The organism is Streptococcus peroris ATCC 700780, assembly GCF_000187585.1.
GTDB lineage: Bacteria > Bacillota > Bacilli > Lactobacillales > Streptococcaceae > Streptococcus > Streptococcus peroris.
The window spans coordinates 990,556-1,010,037 of the sequence record NZ_GL732463.1; the positions used below are offsets into that span (position 1 = coordinate 990,556).

Here is a 19,482-nt window from a genome sequence, read left to right on the forward strand (position 1 = left end):
TAAAAGATACAATATCAGATATCAGTATACGACACTTTCCTCTAGTTCAAAAGCTTCATAAGGTTCAACTAACTCATATCCTAAAAATTCTGCTACTTTTTTGGAAGCCTCATTATGAGCATCCCAAAGTGGAAACATATCTCTATTTAAACTCTCTAGAATCATTGCAGCACCAAGCTTTTTAGCAAATCCATTTCCTTGTTTGTCTGGTCTAGTTGCAACTTCCACTTCAACTGCTCCATGGTAAACTAACCCTGAGGAAATCCCAGCAATCACTTCATTATTTTTAAGAATCACAAAGCCAAATCCACCTTTTAAAGCAAAATCCTGGTAAGACTCAAAATTCCCCTGTAAATCTTGTGACCATTCTTCCTCAAAAAAACAGTCATAAATATGATTATCAATAGGCACAATATTGTAACCTTTCTCTAACTGAGTAACTAGATCATTTAGAAATTCAACTTGAAAATTTGCCTTATCCTTAAAAGAATAGCGAGTAAAAGAAATTAACCCAACTTGCCGATGCAGAAAATCTTGCCACTCAGTGTCTTCTGAAATAATAATCTTATAATCTAAACCATATTGCCTAACAAAATCTTCCCAAAATCTGGAATCTAACTCCCCTGCTAGGTATAGAAAATTCCCAATATCATAAAAACTCGTTGTCCTATCACTGTTTCGATAAACAGTCCCGATTTGAGATTTAAGGCCATAGAGAACCATATATTTCTTCCATGTTTTAAATAGTTCCATTATCCCTCTATTTTACCTTCCAATTCATGTAAGAGGTCTTTTCCAATTCTGGAAATCCTCGTAACTCTGCCTTTAGCTTTAATACTAAGGGCGAAGCATTTTCTTGGTTCATCTGCTCAATAGGGACCCAAACTGCCTTTGCTGAATCATTACTTCCATCAAGAACTTCATGAGGAAGGGATTGTTGAGGGCGTTCTAAATCAAGTACGATATCATAAAAGGCCATGATATGATGTACTGTGAAGTCTTTCCCCTCTTCTTGAACCAGCACGTCATAAATTCTAGGATTTGAATAACTGCTAAGAGAATAGCCTGTCTCTTCCAGAACTTCTCTCTTGAGGGTTTCTGTCAACCCCTCACCGAGTTCTTGACTACCACCCGGTAGATCATAGCGCTGTTGATAAGGGCCTCTTGTTTTTTCAATGCAAAGCAATTTCCCGTCTTGAAGACAAACTCCATATACACCAAAGTGATGTTTGATTTCCATTTGATTCTCCTACTTCAAACTCCATCCAGTATGCTCGTATTTCTTATTTGCTTTCAGTCCTAGTAAAATTTCTTCTAATGTCATGATTTTCCCCTTTATAGTTCTCTTATTTTATTATAACAAAAAACCGTTTTACAACGGCTTTTTGACAATTATTTTTATGATTCCTAAATTACCACTGTAATCCAGCTTCTCGGATTTCCTTTTTAGAAGCAAACTTCCCATTTGGTCGATGCCATCTTCCATTTTTATCTCTATAGTAACCACCTGAATTACTGCTGTGCGATTCTTCCGCTGGTGCTTCAGTTTCCTGTTTCGTCTGTTCTTCCTTTGCTTTTTGTTCTGCTTCTTTTTTAGCTTTTTCTTGTGCTTCTTTTTCTTCAGCCTCTTTCTTAGCTTTTTCCTCAGCCGCCTTTTGTTCAGCAGCACGTTCTTCTGCTGACTTAACCGTGTTCTTTGCAGTACCATCCGCATAATTTATTTCGGCATTGGCTGAAACATTATCTAAGGCAACATGAGTTACGGAATACTGATCAATTTTTTCCTTACTGCTACCTAATTGAATCTCAAGTAACTTCCCATCCTGATCAATTCCGACGTACTGAAGTTCAATCTGTCTAGGAATCAATTCATCATCCTTATAAACCGCTGTTACCTTATAGTCAAGATAATAGTTGGGATGATTTGCAAGCCACGAATCTAGCCCATTTTCATAATAAAGCATGCTACTTTGATTCTTATCATCCGTTCCAGTAAAGGAACCTGTATTTAACCAGGCTGTCATAGGAACTAGATTGCGACCTTCATCGTTAAGTCCGCTAAATTGATAACCAACTAAATGGCCACGATTCATTAACCAGGCTTCCTTCGTACCATCACCATAGTAAAATTTATAGTTATGCCATCCAACTGGGTCAAACTTTAGCTTTGGTTCCCGTTTCTTTTTGGGCTCATCACTATCTTTCAATTGAATATGAGCATAGGTTGCGCGAGATTTCGTATCAAGTTCCCCGAGTTCCAGCTGCTTTTCGTTTTTAAAAGTAAGTAAACCAGCTTCCTTGTATAACTTTGTATTATCTTGCGTAGTCTGTTCAGTCGTAACAGGCTCAGCTACTTTCGCCTTTTCCTTATGTTTCGAGCAACCGACTGATGTCAATAGAGAGAGTAAAACAACAGAAGTCAAAACTATTTTTCTCATTCCAAATACTCCTACTTTATTAAAATATTTATTATATTGTTATTTTACACCATTTTATCATTTATAGTTTGTGTTTTCAAACAATTATATAAATTTTTTTAAACAAAAAGAGCGAGATAGAATCTCGTTCTTAATAAAATATTTCTTTAGTTTCTATGGCAAATCATTCCCTGCTGCGAGGTAAATCTCATACCATTCTTTTCGAGTTAGGTTGACATTACTTGCTTGGCTTGCTTCTATCAAATGTTTAGGGTTAGTTGTTCCTACTACTGCCTGCATCTTAGCTGGATAGCGTAACACCCAAGCAATAGCAATAGCTGAAGGGCTCACACCGTATTTTAAGGCTAATCGATTTAGGACTTGGTTTAGTTGTTGGAACTTCTCATTGCCGACAAAATTCCCTTTGAAATATCCGAACTGCAAGACTGACCAGGCCTGAATAACCATGTCGTTTAATTTACAGTATTCAAAGACGCTACCATCACGCAAAGCTGCCTTGTCACCTTCCATATTGACATGGAAACCTGATTCAAATCCTGGCGTGAAAGCTGCGCTTAGTTGTAATTGATTGATAGATAAAGGTTGTTTGACTTCTTTCTTCAGCAATTCCATCATCATAGGATTTTGATTGGACACACCGAAGTCTCGAACTTTACCTGATTTGTGTAGAATTTCAAAGGCTTGAGCCACTTGATCAGCTTCCATCAAAGCATCTGGACGATGGAGAAGCAAGCTATCTAGATAATCAACCTGCAATCTTTTTAGAATCCCGTCTACTGATTCTAAAATATAATCTTTTGAAAAATCAAAATAGGTAAATTCTTCTATGCGAATGCCACACTTGGACTGGATCCACATCTTTTCTCGCAGGTCAGGACGATTGTTTAACACTTGACCCAGTAATTCTTCGCAACGACCTCCACCATAGATATCTGCCAAGTCAAAGGCATTGATTCCTACAGATAGGGCTGTTTCAACCAACTCCTCAACCTCTTTAGCCGACTTGTCACTGATTCGCATCATGCCTAGAACGATTTCGGACAATTCTCTTTTCTCTTGACCAAATGGAATGTATTTCATGGGAATTTCCTCCGTTTTTCTTCATTATAAAGCAGAATGCCACTTTTATCAACTGATACCTTACAAAAGAAAAGAACCAGTTTAAACTGGTTCTTTTTAAATCTTAGCCAATCACACTTCCATTTGGTACAGCTGGATCAACTGTTAGAAGGGTTAATTTGCCATCATGTTCAGCTGAGAGAATCATCCCTTGGCTGACATATTTTTTCATCATTTTACGTGGTTTGAGGTTGGCAACGATTTGTACTTTCTTGCCGACCAATTCTTGTTCGTTTGGATAGTATTTTGCAATACCAGAAAGAATTTGACGATCTTCACCATCTCCAGCATCCAAGCGGAATTGAAGCAACTTATCAGAGCCTTCCACTTTAGAAACTTCTTTTACTTCAGCGACACGGATTTCAACCTTGTCAAAGTCTTCAAACTTGATTTCTTCCTTGTTTAGTTTGAGTTCAACTTCGTCTGGATTCCATTCTTTTTCGACTGCTGGCTTGTTACCTTCCATTTGTTCCTTGATATAGGCGATTTCTTCTTCCATATCGAGACGTGGGAAGATAGGTGTTCCTTTAGCAACTACTGTTACATTCGCAGGGAAATCAGCCAAACTCAAGTTCTCAAGGCTAGAAACTTCTGCGAGACCAAGTTGAGTCAAGACTGCACGACTGGTTTCCATCATAAATGGCTCAATCAAGTGAGCTACGACACGAAGGCTAGCTGCCAAGTGACTCATCACACTTGCCAATTGGTCACGAAGAGCTTCATCCTTAGCCAGTACCCATGGAGCTGTTTCATCGATGTATTTATTAGTACGTGAGATAAGAGTCCAGACTGCTTCAAGCGCGCGTGGATAGTTAACTGCTTCCATGTAGGTATGGTAGTCAGAGATTGATTGTTCTGCCACTTGAGCAAGTTCATTGTCAAAGTCTGTCACACCTTCTACATAGGCAGGGATTTGACCATCAAAGTACTTATTAATCATTGAAACCGTACGGTTGAGGAGGTTTCCGAGGTCATTGGCTAATTCATAGTTGATACGACCTACATAGTCTTCTGGAGTGAAGGTTCCGTCTGAACCGACTGGAAGGCTACGCATGAGGTAGTAACGAAGGGGATCAAGTCCGTAACGTTCTACCAACATTTCAGGGTAGATGACATTTCCTTTAGACTTAGACATCTTACCGTCTTTCATGACAAACCAACCATGGCCAATCAAACGTTCTGGCAATTTGATGTCGAGCATCATGAGAAGGATTGGCCAGTAGATGGAGTGAAAACGAAGGATGTCTTTTCCGACCATGTGGAAGACGGTTCCGTTCCAGAATTTGTCAAAGTTTTCATGATCTTCTTGGCCATAACCAAGAGCTGTCACATAGTTGAGAAGGGCATCAAACCAAACGTAGACAACGTGTCTAGGATTGGATGGAACTTGTACTCCCCAGGTAAAGGTTGTACGAGAAACTGCCAAATCTTCCAAGCCTGGCTCAATGAAGTTACGCAACATTTCATTAAGGCGACCATCTGGAGTGATGAAGTCAGGATGTGATTTGAAAAATTCGACCAAACGGTCTTGGTATTTGCTGAGGCGAAGGAAATAAGACTCTTCTGAAACCCACTCCACTTCGTGGCCCGATGGAGCGATACCGCCCGTTACATTTCCAGCTTCGTCACGGAAAACTTCCGCAAGCTGGCTTTCTGTAAAGAATTCCTCATCTGAAACTGAGTACCAGCCAGAGTATTCACCTAGGTAGATATCATCTTGAGCTAGCAAGCGTTCAAAAATTTGCGCTACCACTTTTTCATGGTAATCGTCTGTGGTACGGATAAATTTATCATATGAGATATCCAGTAATTGCCAGAGTTCTTTAACACCAACTGCCATGCCATCAACATAGGCTTGAGGAGTGATGCCAGCTTCTTCTGCTTTTTGTTGAATCTTTTGGCCATGCTCATCAAGACCAGTCAAATAAAAGACATCGTAGCCCATCAGGCGTTTGTAACGAGCTAGAACATCACAAGCGATGGTAGTGTAGGCAGAACCGATATGAAGTTTACCAGATGGATAGTAAATCGGCGTTGTAATATAAAAATTCTTTTCAGACATAATATTTCCTTTCCAGGCAAATGAAACCTGTTTTTATAACACCTCATTATACCATATTTTTAGTGATTTTCGAAATGGAAATCCTTACAAATCAAGATAAACCAGTGTCCATCTTATTCTTCCTATCTGTTAGCTATGATAGGCTACCACCTAGTGTGAATCACAAAGGCAGAATGATGTGTAACGACGATGATACTTACCTACTTCACTTACTTCAAAAACAACTTGCAGAATCTGATTTCAAGCCTTCTACTAGCTTTTCTACGTAGCAGATTTTTGCATTGACTTTCAAAAAAAGATAGAATATGACTAGAAAACAACTAAAGGAGCTTTCTTATGAGAGAATATGACATTATTGCCATTGGTGGAGGTAGCGGGGGAATTGCTACCATGAATCGTGCTGGCGAACATGGTGCTAAAGCTGCAGTTATTGAGGAAAAGAAATTAGGTGGCACTTGTGTCAACCTCGGCTGTGTCCCTAAAAAAATCATGTGGTATGGAGCCCAAATTGCAGAGAGTATCCACAAATATGGACCTGACTATGGATTCACAAATACTGGGAACGAATTTGATTATGCAACTCTTCGTAAGAATCGTGAAGCCTATATTGATCGTGCTCGCTCGTCTTACGATGGAAGCTTCAAGCGTAATGGGATTGATTTGATTGAAGGCCGTGCCGAGTTCGTTGACGCTCATACAGTCAGTGTCAATGGTGAGTTGATCCGTGCTAAGCATATCGTGATTGCAACTGGTGCTCACCCGAATATCCCTACTATCCCTGGGGCTGAACTAGGGGGTAGTTCTGATGATGTCTTTGCTTGGGAAGAGTTGCCAGATTCTATAGCCATTTTAGGTGCTGGTTACATTGCTGTAGAAATGGCTGGTGTACTCCATACCCTTGGTGTTCAGACAGATTTATTTGTCCGTCGTGAACGTCCGCTACGTGGATTTGATAGTTATATTGTTGAAAGTCTAGTTCAAGAAATGGAAAATACTGGACTAAACCTCCACACCCATAAGGTTCCTGCTAAGCTTGAAAAAACAGAAGAAGGCATTAGGATTCATTTTGAAGATGGGAGTACTCATACTGCTAGTCAAGTTATCTGGGCAACTGGTCGCCGTCCAAACGTTGAAGGACTTCAACTCGAAAAAGCTGGTGTCACTCTCAATGAACGAGGCTTTATCAAGGTTGACGAATACCAGAACACTGTTGTTAAAGGTATCTACGCACTTGGAGATGTCACAGGTGAAAAAGAACTAACTCCCGTCGCTATCAAGGCTGGTCGTACCCTATCTGAAAGACTTTTCAACGGTAAAACCAATGCTAAAATGGACTACACTACTATCCCAACTGTAGTCTTCTCACACCCTGCTATCGGAACTGTTGGTCTAACTGAGGAAGAAGCTATCAAAGAGTATGGGCAAGAAAACATTAAAGTTTATACTTCAAAATTTGCTTCTATGTATTCTGCAGTCACTAGACACCGTCAAGAAGCGAGCTTCAAACTCGTTACAGCTGGTGCAGACGAAAAGGTAGTTGGACTTCATGGTATCGGCTACGGTGTTGACGAAATGATTCAAGGTTTTGCAGTTGCTATCAAGATGGGCGCTACAAAAGCTGATTTCGATGCTACTGTCGCTATCCATCCAACTGGTTCGGAAGAATTTGTAACTATGCGTTAAACCAATATAAAAGACCTTATAGGTCTTTTTTTTTATTAAAATCGGCTGTTACAGATTTGTTACCCTTTTTATAAAAATGAGTTGACTTTCCTAAAGAGTCCAGTATAATAGTTACTATAAAAACGAAAAGAGGTTAACTATTTTGAAAAAAGCTTATATCTATACTGTCCCAGCTATCGGTGCTGCACTCATTGCAGTTCTAGCACAAATTACTATCCCTATCGGACCTGTCCCATTTACGCTACAAAACTTCGCAATTGGACTCATTGCTACTGTTTTTAGGCCTAGAGAGGCTGTCCTTTCTGTGGCTCTCTACCTTTTGCTTGGGGGAATTGGTCTTCCTGTCTTTGCCGGTGGAGCTGCAGGTTTCCATGTTTTAGTTGGACCAAGTGCAGGATACCTGTGGTTTGACCTTGTCTATGCAGGACTTGCTTCCTATCTAACTCACACGAATAGTGGTGTTGTACGTATTTTCCTATCAAATCTCTTGGGGGACTCACTTGTTTTCGTCGGTGGTATTCTCAGTCTCCACTTCCTTGCTGGTATGCCTTTGGATAAAGCACTGGCTGTCGGTGTGATTCCTTTCATCCTACCAGACCTTGGGAAAATCATTGCAATCAGTTTTATCGGTCGACCACTCCTTCAACGACTCAGTAGTCAACCCTACTTTTCAAACAAATAAAAAAAGGTTGGGATTTTTCCCTCCTCTTTTTTATTTTTTCATGAATGCTTACTGATTCTTGAAGGCATCCACCATCACTTGAAACTCTTCGTTTGAAAGGGTAATTCCTTTACCCATCTTTGTATGGTCGGGACTCCAGCTACGAATATCAAACTTCGCCGGTGCTCCATTAAAGCTGACTCGATTGATTTCCTTGGTCCATCCTTTTTCATTTTCAGATAGAGTGAGTAAGTGTTCTTCGATCTCAAATGTAAATTCTGCCATGTTCTTCTCCTTTTTGTTCTCAATTGATTATTCGAAAAATCTTGTAGATTTCATAAAATTTTTATATAATGATTTAAAGAAGGGAGGCCCAAATGAAGGAATTCTTGAAACAAGCTTTACAAAAGGTTCATAATTTTGTGAATGGTCATGAAGAATCCATTCCTGAAAAAAGCGACCCCCTCATTGCTAGACTTAAAGAAGCGTTAGCCAAAAAAACGGCTGTCCATATCATCTTTGCCGAAACGAGTTTTACAGGCGATATTATCAAGTATGATACTGACCGCCAACAAATTATCGTTAAAAACTTCGCCAAAAACGTAAGCCGTATTATTCGAGTGTCGGATATTCGAAGAGTGACTTTCGTTCCCTCAACGATTCAAACTGCTCAAAAAAGAAGATTTAAGAAAGAGTGAGATGAGTTATTCATCTCACTCTTTTTCTATTAACGAATTTGTTCAAAATGAAGGTGAACAGCGATGTGGTCACCATAACCACTTCTCTCCAAATCACGTTGCAAACGGTAAGAGATATAGTGTTCTGCGATAGTAATGTATCCTGCACCAAGTAAGCGATGCTCAACCATTGATTGGATCATGCTGATGGTTGCACGTTCGACTTTTGCTTCTTCCAAATCTAAAACTACCTTTTTAGTCACTTGAGCCAAGTTTTGACGCAAATCGTCAGTCAATACATAAACTGTTTGAGCTGCTTTAAGGATAGCTTGGTAGATTTTATCTGGATCAAAATCAGCGACTTGTCCATCACGTTTAATTACTTGCATAGGGTTCTCCTTTTAATTGTTATTTTCTTTAATTTCTGCTAACATTTTCTCTTCTTCTGCTGTCAACTCATACTCTTCCAGCAAATCAGGTCTGCGTTGGTAAGTTTTCTTCAGACTCTCATAGAGACGCCATTGACGGATATTTTCATGGTGACCACTCATGAGAACATCTGGAACTAACATACCACGAAAATCGTAAGGTCTTGTGTACTGAGGATATTCCAAGAGTCCTGATGAAAAGCTATCATCCTGGTGACTTGCTTCCTTCCCGATAACTTCTGGAATCAAGCGAACCGTCGCATCAATCATGGTCATCGCTGCTAGTTCTCCACCAGTCAAGACATAATCACCTAGAGAAATCTCATCGGTTACCAAGGTCTTGATCCGCTCATCGTAGCCTTCATAATGGCCACAGATAAAAATCAGTTCCTCTTCCTGAGCCAAATCCTCAGCATAGGCCTGATCAAACTTCTTACCTGCTGGATCTACGAGAATGACACGTGGATTTTTCTTTTCGATAGCGTCAAAAGCATCAAAAATCGGTTGTGCTCGAAGCAACATTCCTTGACCACCGCCATAGGGTTCGTCATCAACATGACGAGCTTTTTCAGCATAATCACGAAAATTATGGTAATGAATATCTAATAAACCATTCTCACGCGCCTTTCCTACAATGGAATGTTCTAAGGGTGTGAACATTTCAGGAAAGAGGGTTAAAATATTAATCTTCATCGTCTAACCCTTCTAAGAGTTCTACATCCACACGATTATTTGGAATATCCACATTCAGCACAACCGGCGGGATATAAGGCAAGAGCAAATCACGTTTTCCTTTACGTTTTACGACCCAGACATCATTGGCACCTGGTTGAAGGATTTCCTTAATGGTTCCAATCAAGTTATCTCCCTCATAGACTTCTAGACCGATAATTTCGTGGTAGTAAAACTCACCGTCATCTAGGTCATTGAGATTCTCCTCTGCAACCTTCAGGCTATACCCTTTGTATTTTTCGATGTCATTGATATGGTACATATCCTTGAACTTAATGATATCGAAGTTTTTGTGCTTACGATGGCTAGCGATAACCACTGTTCGCACAAATTGATCTTTTTCATCAAATAAGGCAAGTTCTGCCCCTTTTTTAAAGCGTTCTTCAGTAAAATCTGTCACTGACAAGACTCGCATCTCACCCTGCAAGCCCTGAGTATTGACAATTTTCCCAACGTTAAAATAGTTCATTTGATCTCCTGTAATTTCCTTATCTCCATTTTCTTCTTACAATTTTTTAATAATATCTACAATTTTCTCTGATTCAGACCACTGTAAATAATGGTGATTCCCTCCTAAAATGAGTTTGGTACTGGAAGTCCAATATTCTGATTCTCTGTACTCTTTTTCTCTATAAGCCTGACAAAAAATAAATACAGGGATACGATCTGCTATTGACATATCCTCAAAATCTTCCTCGGTGATCTCAACAGATACCTGAAACTCTGGATCTTGATGTTCCAACTCTGAGCCTTTTTCTTGCATTAATTTCCAAATTTCTTTGTTAGTTTCAGGTCTAAATGTGGCTTGAATTAAGTTCTTAAAATAAAGTTCAGGACCGAATTCTTCAATCAGTCTCATCTGCTCTTCCATTTCTGGATAAGGATTTTCTGAAAAATCAGCAAACATTACTCTTTTAGTTGTTGGTTCAATCGCTACTAAGGCCCGACACTTAATTGGTTTGTTGAGTAATTTGCAAGCTACAATTCCACTCAAACTATGTACACAAAGTATATATTCAGAAATCTCCAACTCTTCAAGTACTTCATAAACCGCATCTGTAAGATTATCTAGATTTTTTCCAGCTTGGTCATAAATCAGACTCCTACCTGTGTTTGGAAAATCAATTGTCAAATAACCAATTGTGGGAGGAAGTTTTTCAAGTATAAGTGAAAAATTTTCATAACTAGGTAGCAAACCTGCGCCACTTAAACAAACTAGCACTTTCTTTTGCTTTTGATAAGTAACAGAGAGACTACCAATTTCTGTAGATACTTCAAACCTCTTCATAAAGAAACCACTCATTCTATACAATGATTTATTATATACCCTTACCCTTTATTTTATCACGTTCCAGGGATTTTCACAAGTTGGAGAAAAGAGCAATTATGGATGATTTCTTGCTAAAAAGCCTTCCAAATCTTGTTCATGCTGATACTTGATGGCTGCCTTCTTGTCTTTTTCAAAAATGGTCTTCGTTAGGTCGATATGGTTGATAGCAGCAATTGCCACTGTGTAGTGAATGATATCTGCCAACTCCTTTGCCAATTCCTCGTTTGAATCTTGGACACCCTCTTTTCTACCTGAACGTCCATTTAAAACCTCAGCGACTTCTCCAACTTCTTCCACTAGTTTGATAAAAAGTCCTTCTTCTGTTCTAGATTGTTGGTAATGATCAAGTAAGTATTCTTCTAGTTGTCTAACTGTTAAATCTCTCATTTCTTCTCCTTGCAAAAAAAAGCGAGACCATGTCCCGCTTTTCTTATTTTTCGTCAATAACGATTCTTACTTTTTTGTCTTCAGTTGGGACAGAGTAGACAATCGTTCTTATCGCAGAAATAGTGCGACCCTTACGACCGATTACACGACCCACATCGCTTTGGTCAAGATCCAAATGATACTCCAAAAATTCTGGTGTATCTTCAATCTTGATAGTTAGGGCATCTGGTTGTGAAATCAAAGGTTTCACAATTGCAATAATTAGATTTTCAATTGTATCCATCTGTCAACCTACTTTAAACTTATTTTGAGAATTTAGAATCGTGGAATTTCTTCAATACGCCTTCTTTTGAAAGGATGTTGCGAACTGTATCTGAAGGTTGAGCTCCATCAGCCAACCATGCAAGAATACGGTCTTCTTTCAAAGTTACTTGGTTTTCTTCAACAAGTGGGTTGTAAGTTCCAACTGTTTCGATGAAACGTCCGTCACGTGGTGAACGTGAATCTGCTACGTTAATACGGTAGAAAGGTTTTTTCTTAGAACCCATACGAGTCAAACGGATTTTAACTGCCATTTTTAATATCTCTTTTCTTTTATTTTTTAGTTCGGTGAAATAGCTAAGCTATTTAGCACATGTTCTATTATAGCAGATTTCTGAGAGGTGTCAAGAAAAAAACTTGACAGAGTTTAAAATTTTTAAATTTTTTAGACTAATAGGGATAAATTAGAAAGAAAAATTAACTTCTACACCTACAAAGCTTATTCTGACAGACTTTATAACAGTCTAAGAAAAAGTAAAGATTCATACAGTATCTAGATTTTCCAAAAATTCTTTATCATCAAATACTATTAACGAAACTATCCAAACATTGCTTCAAAGAATTCTTTAGTTGTTTGACTAGCGAGGTCTTTAATTAAAAAATTTTTCAAATAATTTCCTCATTGACACATAAATTCTTGCTTTCTAAATTTAAGTGTGATATATTTATAACATAAATTTAAGTGTGATATATTTATAACACAAAAAAAAGGAGTCTATCATGAAAAAAAGTCAAAAAATGCGTGGCCTCATTGCAATGATTGCCGTAGCTCTCTTTATTGATTTTATTGTTTTATTTGGTTCTAATTTTAGTTGGGGACCCAAGTTAGTTATTGTTGGTATTTCAGTGTTAGGTCAAATTATAGCTATTTGGAGTTGGCTACATATGAAACCATGGCCTCATAAGATTCAGAAAGGTAAGGGGAAGACTATTTTTGACTTGTCTGCTAAGCTTTACACGATACTTTTGTTTGCAGCAAGCATTTTTTATACAGTAGGGATTTGGGTTGCGACCCCAAGCGAAAGTTCTGGTATTAAAGAATGGATTTTGGGAATTGGCCTCGTTATTGAAGTGATTGTATTTGGTTTTTTCTGTTTGAAAAATGTCAAGGAAACTCCAGACGAACGCTTTTATGCTAATTTAGCCAAGGCAGCTAGCTTGATGTTTGTTTTTATACTAGGCACACTGATAATCCTAGCAGTTATCATTGGGTATATGGGGTCCCTCACTCTTTACATGGGCCAGATCTTTATTAGCATAGCTACCTTGATTTTCATCTTTGCGGTTGTCTATTTTATCTTGGAACGGAGAGGATAAGCATGGCCAAAGAAAGCAAGATTATTACTAACCTCAAATCTATTCGTGAGTCCACAGGCATGACCCAGCAGGAGTTAGCCGACCTCATCGGCATGCGACGCGAGACAATTCTTCACTTGGAAAATAACCGCTACAATCCTTCGCTGGAAATGGCTCTTAAAATTGCTCAAGTTTTTGATTTGAAAGTAGAAGACCTCTTTGAACTCAGACAGAAAGAGGAAACATAATTCTTTTCGAGACCTAGCATTAAGTTCAATGATTAATTAGAAATTGAGCCAAAAGAAAAATCCTTTGAAAATGTTCTCTTTTAAAATATAGTAATTCTTATGGCATTGATATCCCAAAACATTTAGATACGCTTGTTGAAAAAGGATATGCTACTATCGAAACCGCCTTTGACTCGCTTGACCATCTAAATGCCACTACAAAAAAGAATATCCTTAAAAAGAAGGGGGTTGCCGGACTTTCTAAGATGAAGGCTGCCGACTTGAATCAAGCATTTCATGACCATTTTTCAGAAGAAGAATTATCCCAGTGTTTCTCCATCCGTGGCTATAAACTGACCCCTAAAGGGGAACAAGCGCTCAAAGACCATCAGGCAATCATTGACCGCCATCCTAAAAAGAATCTTTAATCAACCAATACTGGTTGATTTTTTTGTAATTTTTTAAAACACTTACAAATCATTACAATTATTGACAAATACTTATAAAAAGAGTATAGTATTAAAAAAAGGAGGAATTCCTATGTACCAAGCACAAAGATTAGAAGAAATCATAAAACTTTTAGAGGATAGAGGAAGTCTGTCAGCAAAAGAAATGGTTGACCATTTCCATGTTTCCAAAGATACCATCCGTAGAGATTTTTCCATTCTTGCAAAGGAGAAACGAGCAAAAAGAACTCATGGAGGTTTATTGCCAATTCAAAAGCAAAGGATTCTTGGTTTCCAAGGTCGAGCAGAACAATCTTCTAAAGAAAAAGCGAAAATTGCTCATTTAGCTACCCAACTCATTTCTGATTCACAATTAATTTTCTATGATGTTTCAACAACTGTACTTGAGTTAGCAAAAATAACAGATAAAAAAGTTACTATTTTCAGCCATTCATTGGATAATGCACTGGTCTTAGGAGAAAATGAAAATGTTGATTTTCACATTATCGGTGGACGATTTCATAAAAAGAATCGTTTCTATTACTCATTAGAAGAATCCGAATCTTTGAATAGAATTAAATTTGACATAGCATTTTTTGGTGCAGCTAGTCTTTCAGACGGACAAGTTAGCTTTGAGGATCAAGAAGATGTTCTCATGAAAAAAAGAGCATTTAAAACTAGTAAAATTCGCGTCTTGTTAGCTGAAACTAGCAAAATAAACAAACACTCTCATTATATTCTTTCCGAACTTACTGATTTTGATTATTGGATTACAGACAAAGAACCCGACTTAGAAATTCAACAATCTTTAGATGGCAAAACAACTATTCTATTTTAATAAAAAGGAGAAAAATATGTCAGTAATAAAGTTAATCATGAGTGATATTGACGGTACTATTTTGGATAAAAATCACCAATTAGATTCTCATTTAATAGAACTGATGCCACTTTTAAAACAATGTGATATTCCTTTTGTTTTAGCTTCTGCTAGATCTCCTCTCGGTATAGCGCCAATTTCTAAAGAGCTTGGCATCACCGAATGTCCCATTGCCTGCTATAATGGAGCACTCATCAGTTTAGGAGATAAAATCCTAAGACAGCATACTATTAATAAAAAGGAATTACTCTTACTACATGATTTTTTAAAAAAAGAATTCCCGACAGTTTCTATCAATGTTTACTCCGGAAAAGATTGGCTTGTGAATACAATTGATGAGTGGGTAGAAATCGAAGCAACTATTACTGGAGAAAGTCCAAAAGTTACATCTTTAGCAGATTTTATAAAAGACGAGAAAACTCTTGTTCATAAACTTTTGCTGATAGATAATACGGATACCATACAGAAACTTCAAAAAAACTTATCCTCAATAGATTTCCCTCAAACCAACTTCTATCTCTCTAAAGATAACTATCTAGAAGTTACACATAATCAAGTATCCAAAAAACAAGCTTTATTAGAATTAGCCAAGTATTATCAACTTTCACTTTCTGAAATTATGACTATTGGAGATAATTATAATGATATTCCAATGATTGAGACTTCTGGACTTGGTGTTGCAATGGGAAACGCACCTACAGATGTCAAAACTTGCGCAAATACAGTAACAGATTCTAATGATCAAAATGGTGTAAGTAAGGCCATAAAATTGTATGTACTATCGGAATCATCACAATTGAATATTTGAAATCCACTTCTTTTTAGGGTACAATGGAAAAAATGATTTTTGAGAGGATTAACATGAAAAAATTAGCTACACTACTACTCATTTCAACTTTTGCTCTTGGTGGATGTACAAGCATCCAACGTGCTCTTCGTGGTGATGATTACGTAGATTCTAAAATTGCTACTGAAGAAAGTTCTAAAACCGCTACTCAAGCAGAAAAAGATTTCAAAGACGCTTTAACCAATGAAAATGCTAATTTCCCCCAACTTTCTAAAGAAGTTGCAGACGATGAAGCTGAAGTTATTCTTCACACAAGTAAAGGGGACATTCGTATCAAGCTCTTTCCAAAGCTAGCACCTCTTGCGGTAGAAAACTTCTTGACTCATGCTAAAGAAGGCTACTACAATGGTGTTACTTTCCACCGTGTAATTGATGGATTTATGATACAAACAGGAGATCCGAAAGGTGATGGTACAGGTGGTGAATCTATCTGGCACGGTAAGGATCAAACAAAAGACAAGGGAACAGGTTTTAAAAACGAAATCTCTCCATACCTCTATAATATCCGCGGTGCTCTATCTATGGCCAATACTGGTCAACCAAACTCAAATGGTAGTCAATTCTTTATCAACCAAAGTACAACAGACTATTCAGCTAAACTTCCAACAAATAGCTATCCTAAGAAAATTATCCAAGCTTACAAAGAAGGTGGAAATCCTACTCTCGATGGGAAACACCCAGTCTTTGGTCAAGTGATTGATGGGATGGATGTAGTAGATAAAATTGCCAAGGCTGAAAAAGACGAAAAAGATAAACCAACTACTGCTATTACCATCGACAGTATCGAAATTGTTAAAGACTACGATTTCAGTAAACAATAAACTCATTAACTTTAAGGAGATGTTAAAATGCTTTTACTTTGGGGTTCAAAAGGCTATCAAAAAGTGCTCGGACATACTCAAACTACTATTGATTGTGGGCACTGTAACAATGTAGGCACTTGGGAAATTACAGAAACCGGACGTAAGTTTACTCTTTACTGGATTCCACTCTTTCCTTACGGTAAAACATATTTTGTTTCTTGCCCTATTTGTCATTACGGTAAAGAAATTCAAAAGTCTGAGATCGAACAATATCTCAACTATTAAAAAGATAGGTCATTCGGCCTATCTTTTTATTTTCACTTTTATGTAAGCGTTCTCTTTTGCTTCAAATATGATATAATTTAGTTAATAGTAACGAGGAGGTTTTCCTATGAAACCATATAAAATAAGCTTAATACGACTTTGCTTGGTCTTATTAGGATATTTAATCTATAATCTAGTTTATTTTGCCCTCTTCTATTCAGCAGGTTATGCTTTTTTCATTCTATGGCCTATATTCTTTTTAGCAATAGGTTTGATTCTTTTAGGTAATTTTTTTGCCTTTAGAGATCCTCTGAAATTAAAATCAAGCTTTAAAGATAATCAGTTAGTCCAAAAGACTAGTACCATACAAGTAATTTTAGCGACTATCGGAGTCTGCTTACAATTATCAAATATGGTATATCTACGTTGGTGGCCGATCAATTATATTGATAATTTTCCAACATTATTTTGTATTAGTCTTCTCTACTCTGCTATTTTCTTTATCGGAAACTTTCAAAAAACGAAGCTCGATCAAGACGACAAGTCTTCAAACAAATCAAGTCTTGTTTTTGGAGCTATAGTCGTTTTCTTATGCAACCTCTTGTTAATCACTAATAGCAAAGTTTCAGTATGGGGCTCTACGGATCAATATGTACAGGACTTTAAAGACTTTGGACTAAAAGGAAAAGTCGAAGTATATGAGAAAAAACATTTAATTGAACCTTACAATGGAACACTTACAACTTTATTCTATAATGAAACTTTATCGAATGGAGAAAGTTTTATCGATTTTATTTATGTTTCTGATGTGCAAAATGGAACACACGTGACAACATTGGATGAAAAGGACAAGGAAGAAATTCGTTCCTATCTTGAAAACGATACGGAAAAAGAGTTATTTGATAAAGTTACACTTGAACAATTTGAATTCGTCTTAAAAGTCTATGAAGAAAGAATATATAATCTAAAATTAGAAGATGATATAGCGACTAAAATAAATGAGGCAGTTGGTGGCAAATTACTAGAGAATTATAATGTCGAGATTAAACCAGCTGACAAAATAAAATTTTATAGTGATCTTATTAAAGAGGCTGTAAAAAACAGAGAAAATGGAGATACAGATGTTGCAGGATTTTACAATATCGATATTAACAAACATATCAACGATAAAACTTTAATAGTTTCTATCGAGCACTTCAATTTTATTGAAATCGAGGATAAACAAAATCATAAAATTGATAATCGTGTAGACTACTTAAAAGATAAATTAACATCACTTCCAGTTGGAACTCTATCAGATGGTATCTATAAATTCACTGTTAGCACATTATCTGACGGCAACGTCAAAATCACTATGGTGGTTGAAAATGGTAAGAGTTACTTTGAAAAAGATACTGATTAGCAACTAAATTAGTCAAATAGACTCGGCTTTATCATTTTACACTTCCATGTAAACGCTCTATTTTCTTATTCAATTATGAAATAATGCAGTTAACAGTAACAAAGGAGGTTTGCCTATGAAACCCTATAAAATAAACCTGTTCCGGCTTGGTTTACTATTGCCAACATATTTAGTCTTTAATGTTGTTTATTCGATTACTTATGATTCTGGAGGTTTTGCTTTTATAATCTTGTGGCCAGCATTTTTCGCATCATATGCTGGAATGGTGCTAGGAAATATTTTTATTTTTAGAGATATTTCAAAATTAAAATCTGCCTTCGAAGATAATGAGTTGATTCAAAAGACAGGTACTATACAGTTGGTTCTAGCTACAATTGGATTTTTCATGCAAATAATAGGTTTTAAGGGGGCTCCACTTAATTACATTGATAATTATCCAGTACTAGTTAGCGCTAGTATTGTGTACTCTATCATCCTCCTTCTCGGTATTTATCAGACGATCAAGTTAGGGCAAGAGAAAGATATTTTGGCTATACTTGGCTTTGTCTTTTCAATTATGGTAATTTTATACACTAGCCTAGGACTGATCACAACCACTTCCTCTTCTATTAAAAATACTACTCCTTCTTTCGCTGAAGAATTTCAATCACTTGGACTAAAGGGTAAAGTTGAGGTAATTGACCAACATAGAGAGATTGAAATGTTTAATGGAACAATATATGAGTTAAGATACACCGAAAATTTATCCGATGGAACGATTTTAAAAGAAGATACTACCGCAAGAATTCATAAAATAAGCGGAGAACATTTATCAGTTTTCTACCTTTCTCCAGGAATAGAACTGGAAACACTTCTTAACGACAAAGAAAAAAAACTGTTTAATACTGTCAAGCAAAGCGAGTTTGACTTCTTACTAAATGTATACACAGAAAGACCGAATCTACAACAAGAAGAAGATAGTATCAAAAAAGCTACTGCTGAAAAAATGGATAAACTCTTTGCGACACCAATAACTTCTAGTTTTAAATTTGGAAAATATCCAATAGAAAACTACTATGTGGCAATTATGGCGCAGGCTGTCAGCAATCGAGAAAAAGGAGATTCTGACGCAGCTGGCTTTTATAATATTACAACAAAAGATCTCATGAAAAACAAGGGCCTTACTCTCGATTTTGATTGTGACCTTTCGCATATCAAGGCAGAAAATGGTAGCTCTTTAGATGCCTTTAAGGAGAGAATCTTATCTTTACCAAAAAATTCATTTTTCGATGGAATCTATAACATGAGTTGTTCTTATGATGAAAATGGAATAAAAAAGAAAGTTACTTGCCCATTTGTTGTTGAAGATGGTGTGGGACACTTTGAAGAGGATGAAATCGTGGGAAATGAAACCAATTAGTTATTTTTGATACAAAAACTAGGAGATAGCAGTATGACTTCTACTAGTTGCAATCCTCGTAAAAAAGCCAAGTCAAATAGACT

At 37.0% G+C, this 19,482-nt stretch carries 25 protein-coding genes; 12 read left to right on the forward strand and 13 right to left on the reverse strand.

Going from position 1 to position 19,482, the window contains the following annotated elements:
- Positions 1 to 21: 21 nt before the first annotated feature.
- From HMPREF9180_RS06850 to metG, 5 genes are all read right to left on the reverse strand, one after another.
- A complete protein-coding gene (locus tag HMPREF9180_RS06850; RefSeq protein ID WP_006145788.1) occupies positions 22 to 753 on the reverse strand; it encodes a GNAT family N-acetyltransferase in 732 nt (243 codons plus the stop codon).
- Between the two features lie 7 nt (positions 754 to 760).
- A complete protein-coding gene (locus tag HMPREF9180_RS06855) occupies positions 761 to 1,240 on the reverse strand; it encodes an NUDIX hydrolase (RefSeq protein ID WP_006145789.1) in 480 nt (159 codons plus the stop codon).
- A 172-nt stretch (positions 1,241 to 1,412) separates the two neighbouring features.
- Positions 1,413 to 2,438 carry a DNA/RNA non-specific endonuclease gene (locus HMPREF9180_RS06860; protein ID WP_006145790.1) on the reverse strand — a complete coding sequence of 342 codons (1,026 nt, stop codon included), beginning with the start codon at positions 2,436 to 2,438 and terminating at the stop codon, positions 1,413 to 1,415.
- 153 nt (positions 2,439 to 2,591) lie between these two features.
- Positions 2,592 to 3,518, reverse strand: coding sequence for an aldo/keto reductase (locus tag HMPREF9180_RS06865; RefSeq protein WP_006145791.1), 927 nt, complete (start codon positions 3,516 to 3,518; stop codon positions 2,592 to 2,594).
- A 103-nt stretch (positions 3,519 to 3,621) separates the two neighbouring features.
- Positions 3,622 to 5,619: a methionine--tRNA ligase gene (gene metG / locus HMPREF9180_RS06870; RefSeq protein WP_006145792.1), complete on the reverse strand. Its 1,998-nt coding sequence runs from the start codon at positions 5,617 to 5,619 to the stop codon at positions 3,622 to 3,624.
- Between the two features lie 336 nt (positions 5,620 to 5,955).
- Here metG and gor point away from each other — a divergent pair, with 336 nt between their 5' ends.
- Together gor and HMPREF9180_RS06880 are read left to right on the forward strand one after the other, a co-directional pair.
- Positions 5,956 to 7,302, forward strand: a complete 1,347-nt coding sequence (gene gor, locus HMPREF9180_RS06875) for a glutathione-disulfide reductase (RefSeq protein ID WP_006145794.1) — start codon at positions 5,956 to 5,958, stop codon at positions 7,300 to 7,302.
- 142 nt (positions 7,303 to 7,444) lie between these two features.
- On the forward strand, positions 7,445 to 7,984 hold the full coding sequence (locus HMPREF9180_RS06880) for a biotin transporter BioY (protein ID WP_006145795.1): 540 nt from the start codon (positions 7,445 to 7,447) through the stop codon (positions 7,982 to 7,984).
- 48 nt (positions 7,985 to 8,032) lie between these two features.
- On the opposite strand, the gene HMPREF9180_RS06885 is transcribed toward HMPREF9180_RS06880, so the two are convergent.
- Positions 8,033 to 8,248, reverse strand: coding sequence for a YdbC family protein (locus tag HMPREF9180_RS06885; protein ID WP_006145796.1), 216 nt, complete (start codon positions 8,246 to 8,248; stop codon positions 8,033 to 8,035).
- A gap of 92 nt (positions 8,249 to 8,340) precedes the next feature.
- Between HMPREF9180_RS06885 and HMPREF9180_RS06890 the strand changes: the two genes are divergently transcribed.
- Positions 8,341 to 8,661, forward strand: coding sequence for a hypothetical protein (locus HMPREF9180_RS06890; RefSeq protein WP_006145797.1), 321 nt, complete (start codon positions 8,341 to 8,343; stop codon positions 8,659 to 8,661).
- A gap of 29 nt (positions 8,662 to 8,690) precedes the next feature.
- On the opposite strand, the gene HMPREF9180_RS06895 is transcribed toward HMPREF9180_RS06890, so the two are convergent.
- From HMPREF9180_RS06895 to rpsP, 7 genes are all read right to left on the reverse strand, one after another.
- Positions 8,691 to 9,029 (reverse strand): ATP cone domain-containing protein, encoded by a 339-nt coding sequence (locus HMPREF9180_RS06895; protein WP_004253071.1) that lies wholly within the window; start codon positions 9,027 to 9,029, stop codon positions 8,691 to 8,693.
- 12 nt (positions 9,030 to 9,041) lie between these two features.
- Positions 9,042 to 9,761 carry a tRNA (guanosine(37)-N1)-methyltransferase TrmD gene (gene trmD, locus HMPREF9180_RS06900; protein WP_006145798.1) on the reverse strand — a complete coding sequence of 240 codons (720 nt, stop codon included), beginning with the start codon at positions 9,759 to 9,761 and terminating at the stop codon, positions 9,042 to 9,044.
- Positions 9,751 to 10,269, reverse strand: coding sequence for a ribosome maturation factor RimM (gene rimM, locus HMPREF9180_RS06905; RefSeq protein WP_006145799.1), 519 nt, complete (start codon positions 10,267 to 10,269; stop codon positions 9,751 to 9,753). The genes trmD and rimM overlap by 11 nt, the downstream gene beginning before the upstream one ends.
- A gap of 36 nt (positions 10,270 to 10,305) precedes the next feature.
- Positions 10,306 to 11,088 carry an alpha/beta fold hydrolase gene (locus tag HMPREF9180_RS06910; protein ID WP_025168706.1) on the reverse strand — a complete coding sequence of 261 codons (783 nt, stop codon included), beginning with the start codon at positions 11,086 to 11,088 and terminating at the stop codon, positions 10,306 to 10,308.
- A gap of 96 nt (positions 11,089 to 11,184) precedes the next feature.
- Positions 11,185 to 11,517: a MazG nucleotide pyrophosphohydrolase domain-containing protein gene (locus tag HMPREF9180_RS06915; protein ID WP_025168707.1), complete on the reverse strand. Its 333-nt coding sequence runs from the start codon at positions 11,515 to 11,517 to the stop codon at positions 11,185 to 11,187.
- Between the two features lie 43 nt (positions 11,518 to 11,560).
- Positions 11,561 to 11,800, reverse strand: coding sequence for an RNA-binding protein KphA (kphA, locus tag HMPREF9180_RS06920; protein WP_000379617.1), 240 nt, complete (start codon positions 11,798 to 11,800; stop codon positions 11,561 to 11,563).
- Between the two features lie 19 nt (positions 11,801 to 11,819).
- A complete protein-coding gene (gene rpsP, locus HMPREF9180_RS06925) occupies positions 11,820 to 12,092 on the reverse strand; it encodes a 30S ribosomal protein S16 (RefSeq protein WP_004253064.1) in 273 nt (90 codons plus the stop codon).
- 466 nt (positions 12,093 to 12,558) lie between these two features.
- Between rpsP and HMPREF9180_RS06930 the strand changes: the two genes are divergently transcribed.
- The 9 genes from HMPREF9180_RS06930 to HMPREF9180_RS06970 all read left to right on the forward strand — a co-directional run bounded on the left by HMPREF9180_RS06930 (position 12,559) and on the right by HMPREF9180_RS06970 (position 19,399).
- On the forward strand, positions 12,559 to 13,155 hold the full coding sequence (locus tag HMPREF9180_RS06930; RefSeq protein WP_006145802.1) for a hypothetical protein: 597 nt from the start codon (positions 12,559 to 12,561) through the stop codon (positions 13,153 to 13,155).
- Between the two features lie 2 nt (positions 13,156 to 13,157).
- Positions 13,158 to 13,382 carry a helix-turn-helix transcriptional regulator gene (locus tag HMPREF9180_RS06935; protein ID WP_006145803.1) on the forward strand — a complete coding sequence of 75 codons (225 nt, stop codon included), beginning with the start codon at positions 13,158 to 13,160 and terminating at the stop codon, positions 13,380 to 13,382.
- Positions 13,383 to 13,627: 245 nt separating this feature from the next.
- A complete protein-coding gene (locus HMPREF9180_RS10455; protein WP_006145804.1) occupies positions 13,628 to 13,789 on the forward strand; it encodes a hypothetical protein in 162 nt (53 codons plus the stop codon).
- A gap of 112 nt (positions 13,790 to 13,901) precedes the next feature.
- On the forward strand, positions 13,902 to 14,645 hold the full coding sequence (locus HMPREF9180_RS06945; protein ID WP_025168708.1) for a DeoR/GlpR family DNA-binding transcription regulator: 744 nt from the start codon (positions 13,902 to 13,904) through the stop codon (positions 14,643 to 14,645).
- Positions 14,646 to 14,661: 16 nt separating this feature from the next.
- Positions 14,662 to 15,492 (forward strand): Cof-type HAD-IIB family hydrolase, encoded by an 831-nt coding sequence (locus tag HMPREF9180_RS06950; protein WP_025168709.1) that lies wholly within the window; start codon positions 14,662 to 14,664, stop codon positions 15,490 to 15,492.
- A 53-nt stretch (positions 15,493 to 15,545) separates the two neighbouring features.
- Positions 15,546 to 16,352, forward strand: coding sequence for a peptidylprolyl isomerase (locus HMPREF9180_RS06955; RefSeq protein WP_025168710.1), 807 nt, complete (start codon positions 15,546 to 15,548; stop codon positions 16,350 to 16,352).
- A gap of 27 nt (positions 16,353 to 16,379) precedes the next feature.
- Positions 16,380 to 16,619, forward strand: coding sequence for a zinc-ribbon domain-containing protein (locus HMPREF9180_RS06960; RefSeq protein WP_006145808.1), 240 nt, complete (start codon positions 16,380 to 16,382; stop codon positions 16,617 to 16,619).
- Between the two features lie 106 nt (positions 16,620 to 16,725).
- On the forward strand, positions 16,726 to 18,000 hold the full coding sequence (locus HMPREF9180_RS06965) for an MFS transporter (RefSeq protein WP_006145809.1): 1,275 nt from the start codon (positions 16,726 to 16,728) through the stop codon (positions 17,998 to 18,000).
- A 115-nt stretch (positions 18,001 to 18,115) separates the two neighbouring features.
- On the forward strand, positions 18,116 to 19,399 hold the full coding sequence (locus HMPREF9180_RS06970) for a hypothetical protein (RefSeq protein ID WP_006145810.1): 1,284 nt from the start codon (positions 18,116 to 18,118) through the stop codon (positions 19,397 to 19,399).
- Positions 19,400 to 19,482: the final 83 nt, after the last annotated feature.

Coding starts and splice junctions, on each gene's coding strand:
- HMPREF9180_RS06910 (WP_025168706.1), bottom strand. CDS start 11,088: ATGAAGAGGTTTGAAGTATCTACAGAAATTGGTAGTCTCTCTGTTACT.
- HMPREF9180_RS10455 (WP_006145804.1), top strand. CDS start 13,628: ATGAAGGCTGCCGACTTGAATCAAGCATTTCATGACCATTTTTCAGAA.
- HMPREF9180_RS06865 (WP_006145791.1), bottom strand. CDS start 3,518: ATGAAATACATTCCATTTGGTCAAGAGAAAAGAGAATTGTCCGAAATC.
- gor (WP_006145794.1), top strand. CDS start 5,956: ATGAGAGAATATGACATTATTGCCATTGGTGGAGGTAGCGGGGGAATT.
- HMPREF9180_RS06935 (WP_006145803.1), top strand. CDS start 13,158: ATGGCCAAAGAAAGCAAGATTATTACTAACCTCAAATCTATTCGTGAG.
- HMPREF9180_RS06960 (WP_006145808.1), top strand. CDS start 16,380: ATGCTTTTACTTTGGGGTTCAAAAGGCTATCAAAAAGTGCTCGGACAT.
- metG (WP_006145792.1), bottom strand. CDS start 5,619: ATGTCTGAAAAGAATTTTTATATTACAACGCCGATTTACTATCCATCT.
- HMPREF9180_RS06955 (WP_025168710.1), top strand. CDS start 15,546: ATGAAAAAATTAGCTACACTACTACTCATTTCAACTTTTGCTCTTGGT.
- kphA (WP_000379617.1), bottom strand. CDS start 11,800: ATGGATACAATTGAAAATCTAATTATTGCAATTGTGAAACCTTTGATT.
- HMPREF9180_RS06860 (WP_006145790.1), bottom strand. CDS start 2,438: ATGAGAAAAATAGTTTTGACTTCTGTTGTTTTACTCTCTCTATTGACA.
- HMPREF9180_RS06930 (WP_006145802.1), top strand. CDS start 12,559: ATGAAAAAAAGTCAAAAAATGCGTGGCCTCATTGCAATGATTGCCGTA.
- rimM (WP_006145799.1), bottom strand. CDS start 10,269: ATGAACTATTTTAACGTTGGGAAAATTGTCAATACTCAGGGCTTGCAG.
- HMPREF9180_RS06850 (WP_006145788.1), bottom strand. CDS start 753: ATGGAACTATTTAAAACATGGAAGAAATATATGGTTCTCTATGGCCTT.
- trmD (WP_006145798.1), bottom strand. CDS start 9,761: ATGAAGATTAATATTTTAACCCTCTTTCCTGAAATGTTCACACCCTTA.
- HMPREF9180_RS06885 (WP_006145796.1), bottom strand. CDS start 8,248: ATGGCAGAATTTACATTTGAGATCGAAGAACACTTACTCACTCTATCT.
- HMPREF9180_RS06890 (WP_006145797.1), top strand. CDS start 8,341: ATGAAGGAATTCTTGAAACAAGCTTTACAAAAGGTTCATAATTTTGTG.
- HMPREF9180_RS06970 (WP_006145810.1), top strand. CDS start 18,116: ATGAAACCCTATAAAATAAACCTGTTCCGGCTTGGTTTACTATTGCCA.
- HMPREF9180_RS06915 (WP_025168707.1), bottom strand. CDS start 11,517: ATGAGAGATTTAACAGTTAGACAACTAGAAGAATACTTACTTGATCAT.
- rpsP (WP_004253064.1), bottom strand. CDS start 12,092: ATGGCAGTTAAAATCCGTTTGACTCGTATGGGTTCTAAGAAAAAACCT.
- HMPREF9180_RS06950 (WP_025168709.1), top strand. CDS start 14,662: ATGTCAGTAATAAAGTTAATCATGAGTGATATTGACGGTACTATTTTG.
- HMPREF9180_RS06855 (WP_006145789.1), bottom strand. CDS start 1,240: ATGGAAATCAAACATCACTTTGGTGTATATGGAGTTTGTCTTCAAGAC.
- HMPREF9180_RS06965 (WP_006145809.1), top strand. CDS start 16,726: ATGAAACCATATAAAATAAGCTTAATACGACTTTGCTTGGTCTTATTA.
- HMPREF9180_RS06895 (WP_004253071.1), bottom strand. CDS start 9,029: ATGCAAGTAATTAAACGTGATGGACAAGTCGCTGATTTTGATCCAGAT.
- HMPREF9180_RS06945 (WP_025168708.1), top strand. CDS start 13,902: ATGTACCAAGCACAAAGATTAGAAGAAATCATAAAACTTTTAGAGGAT.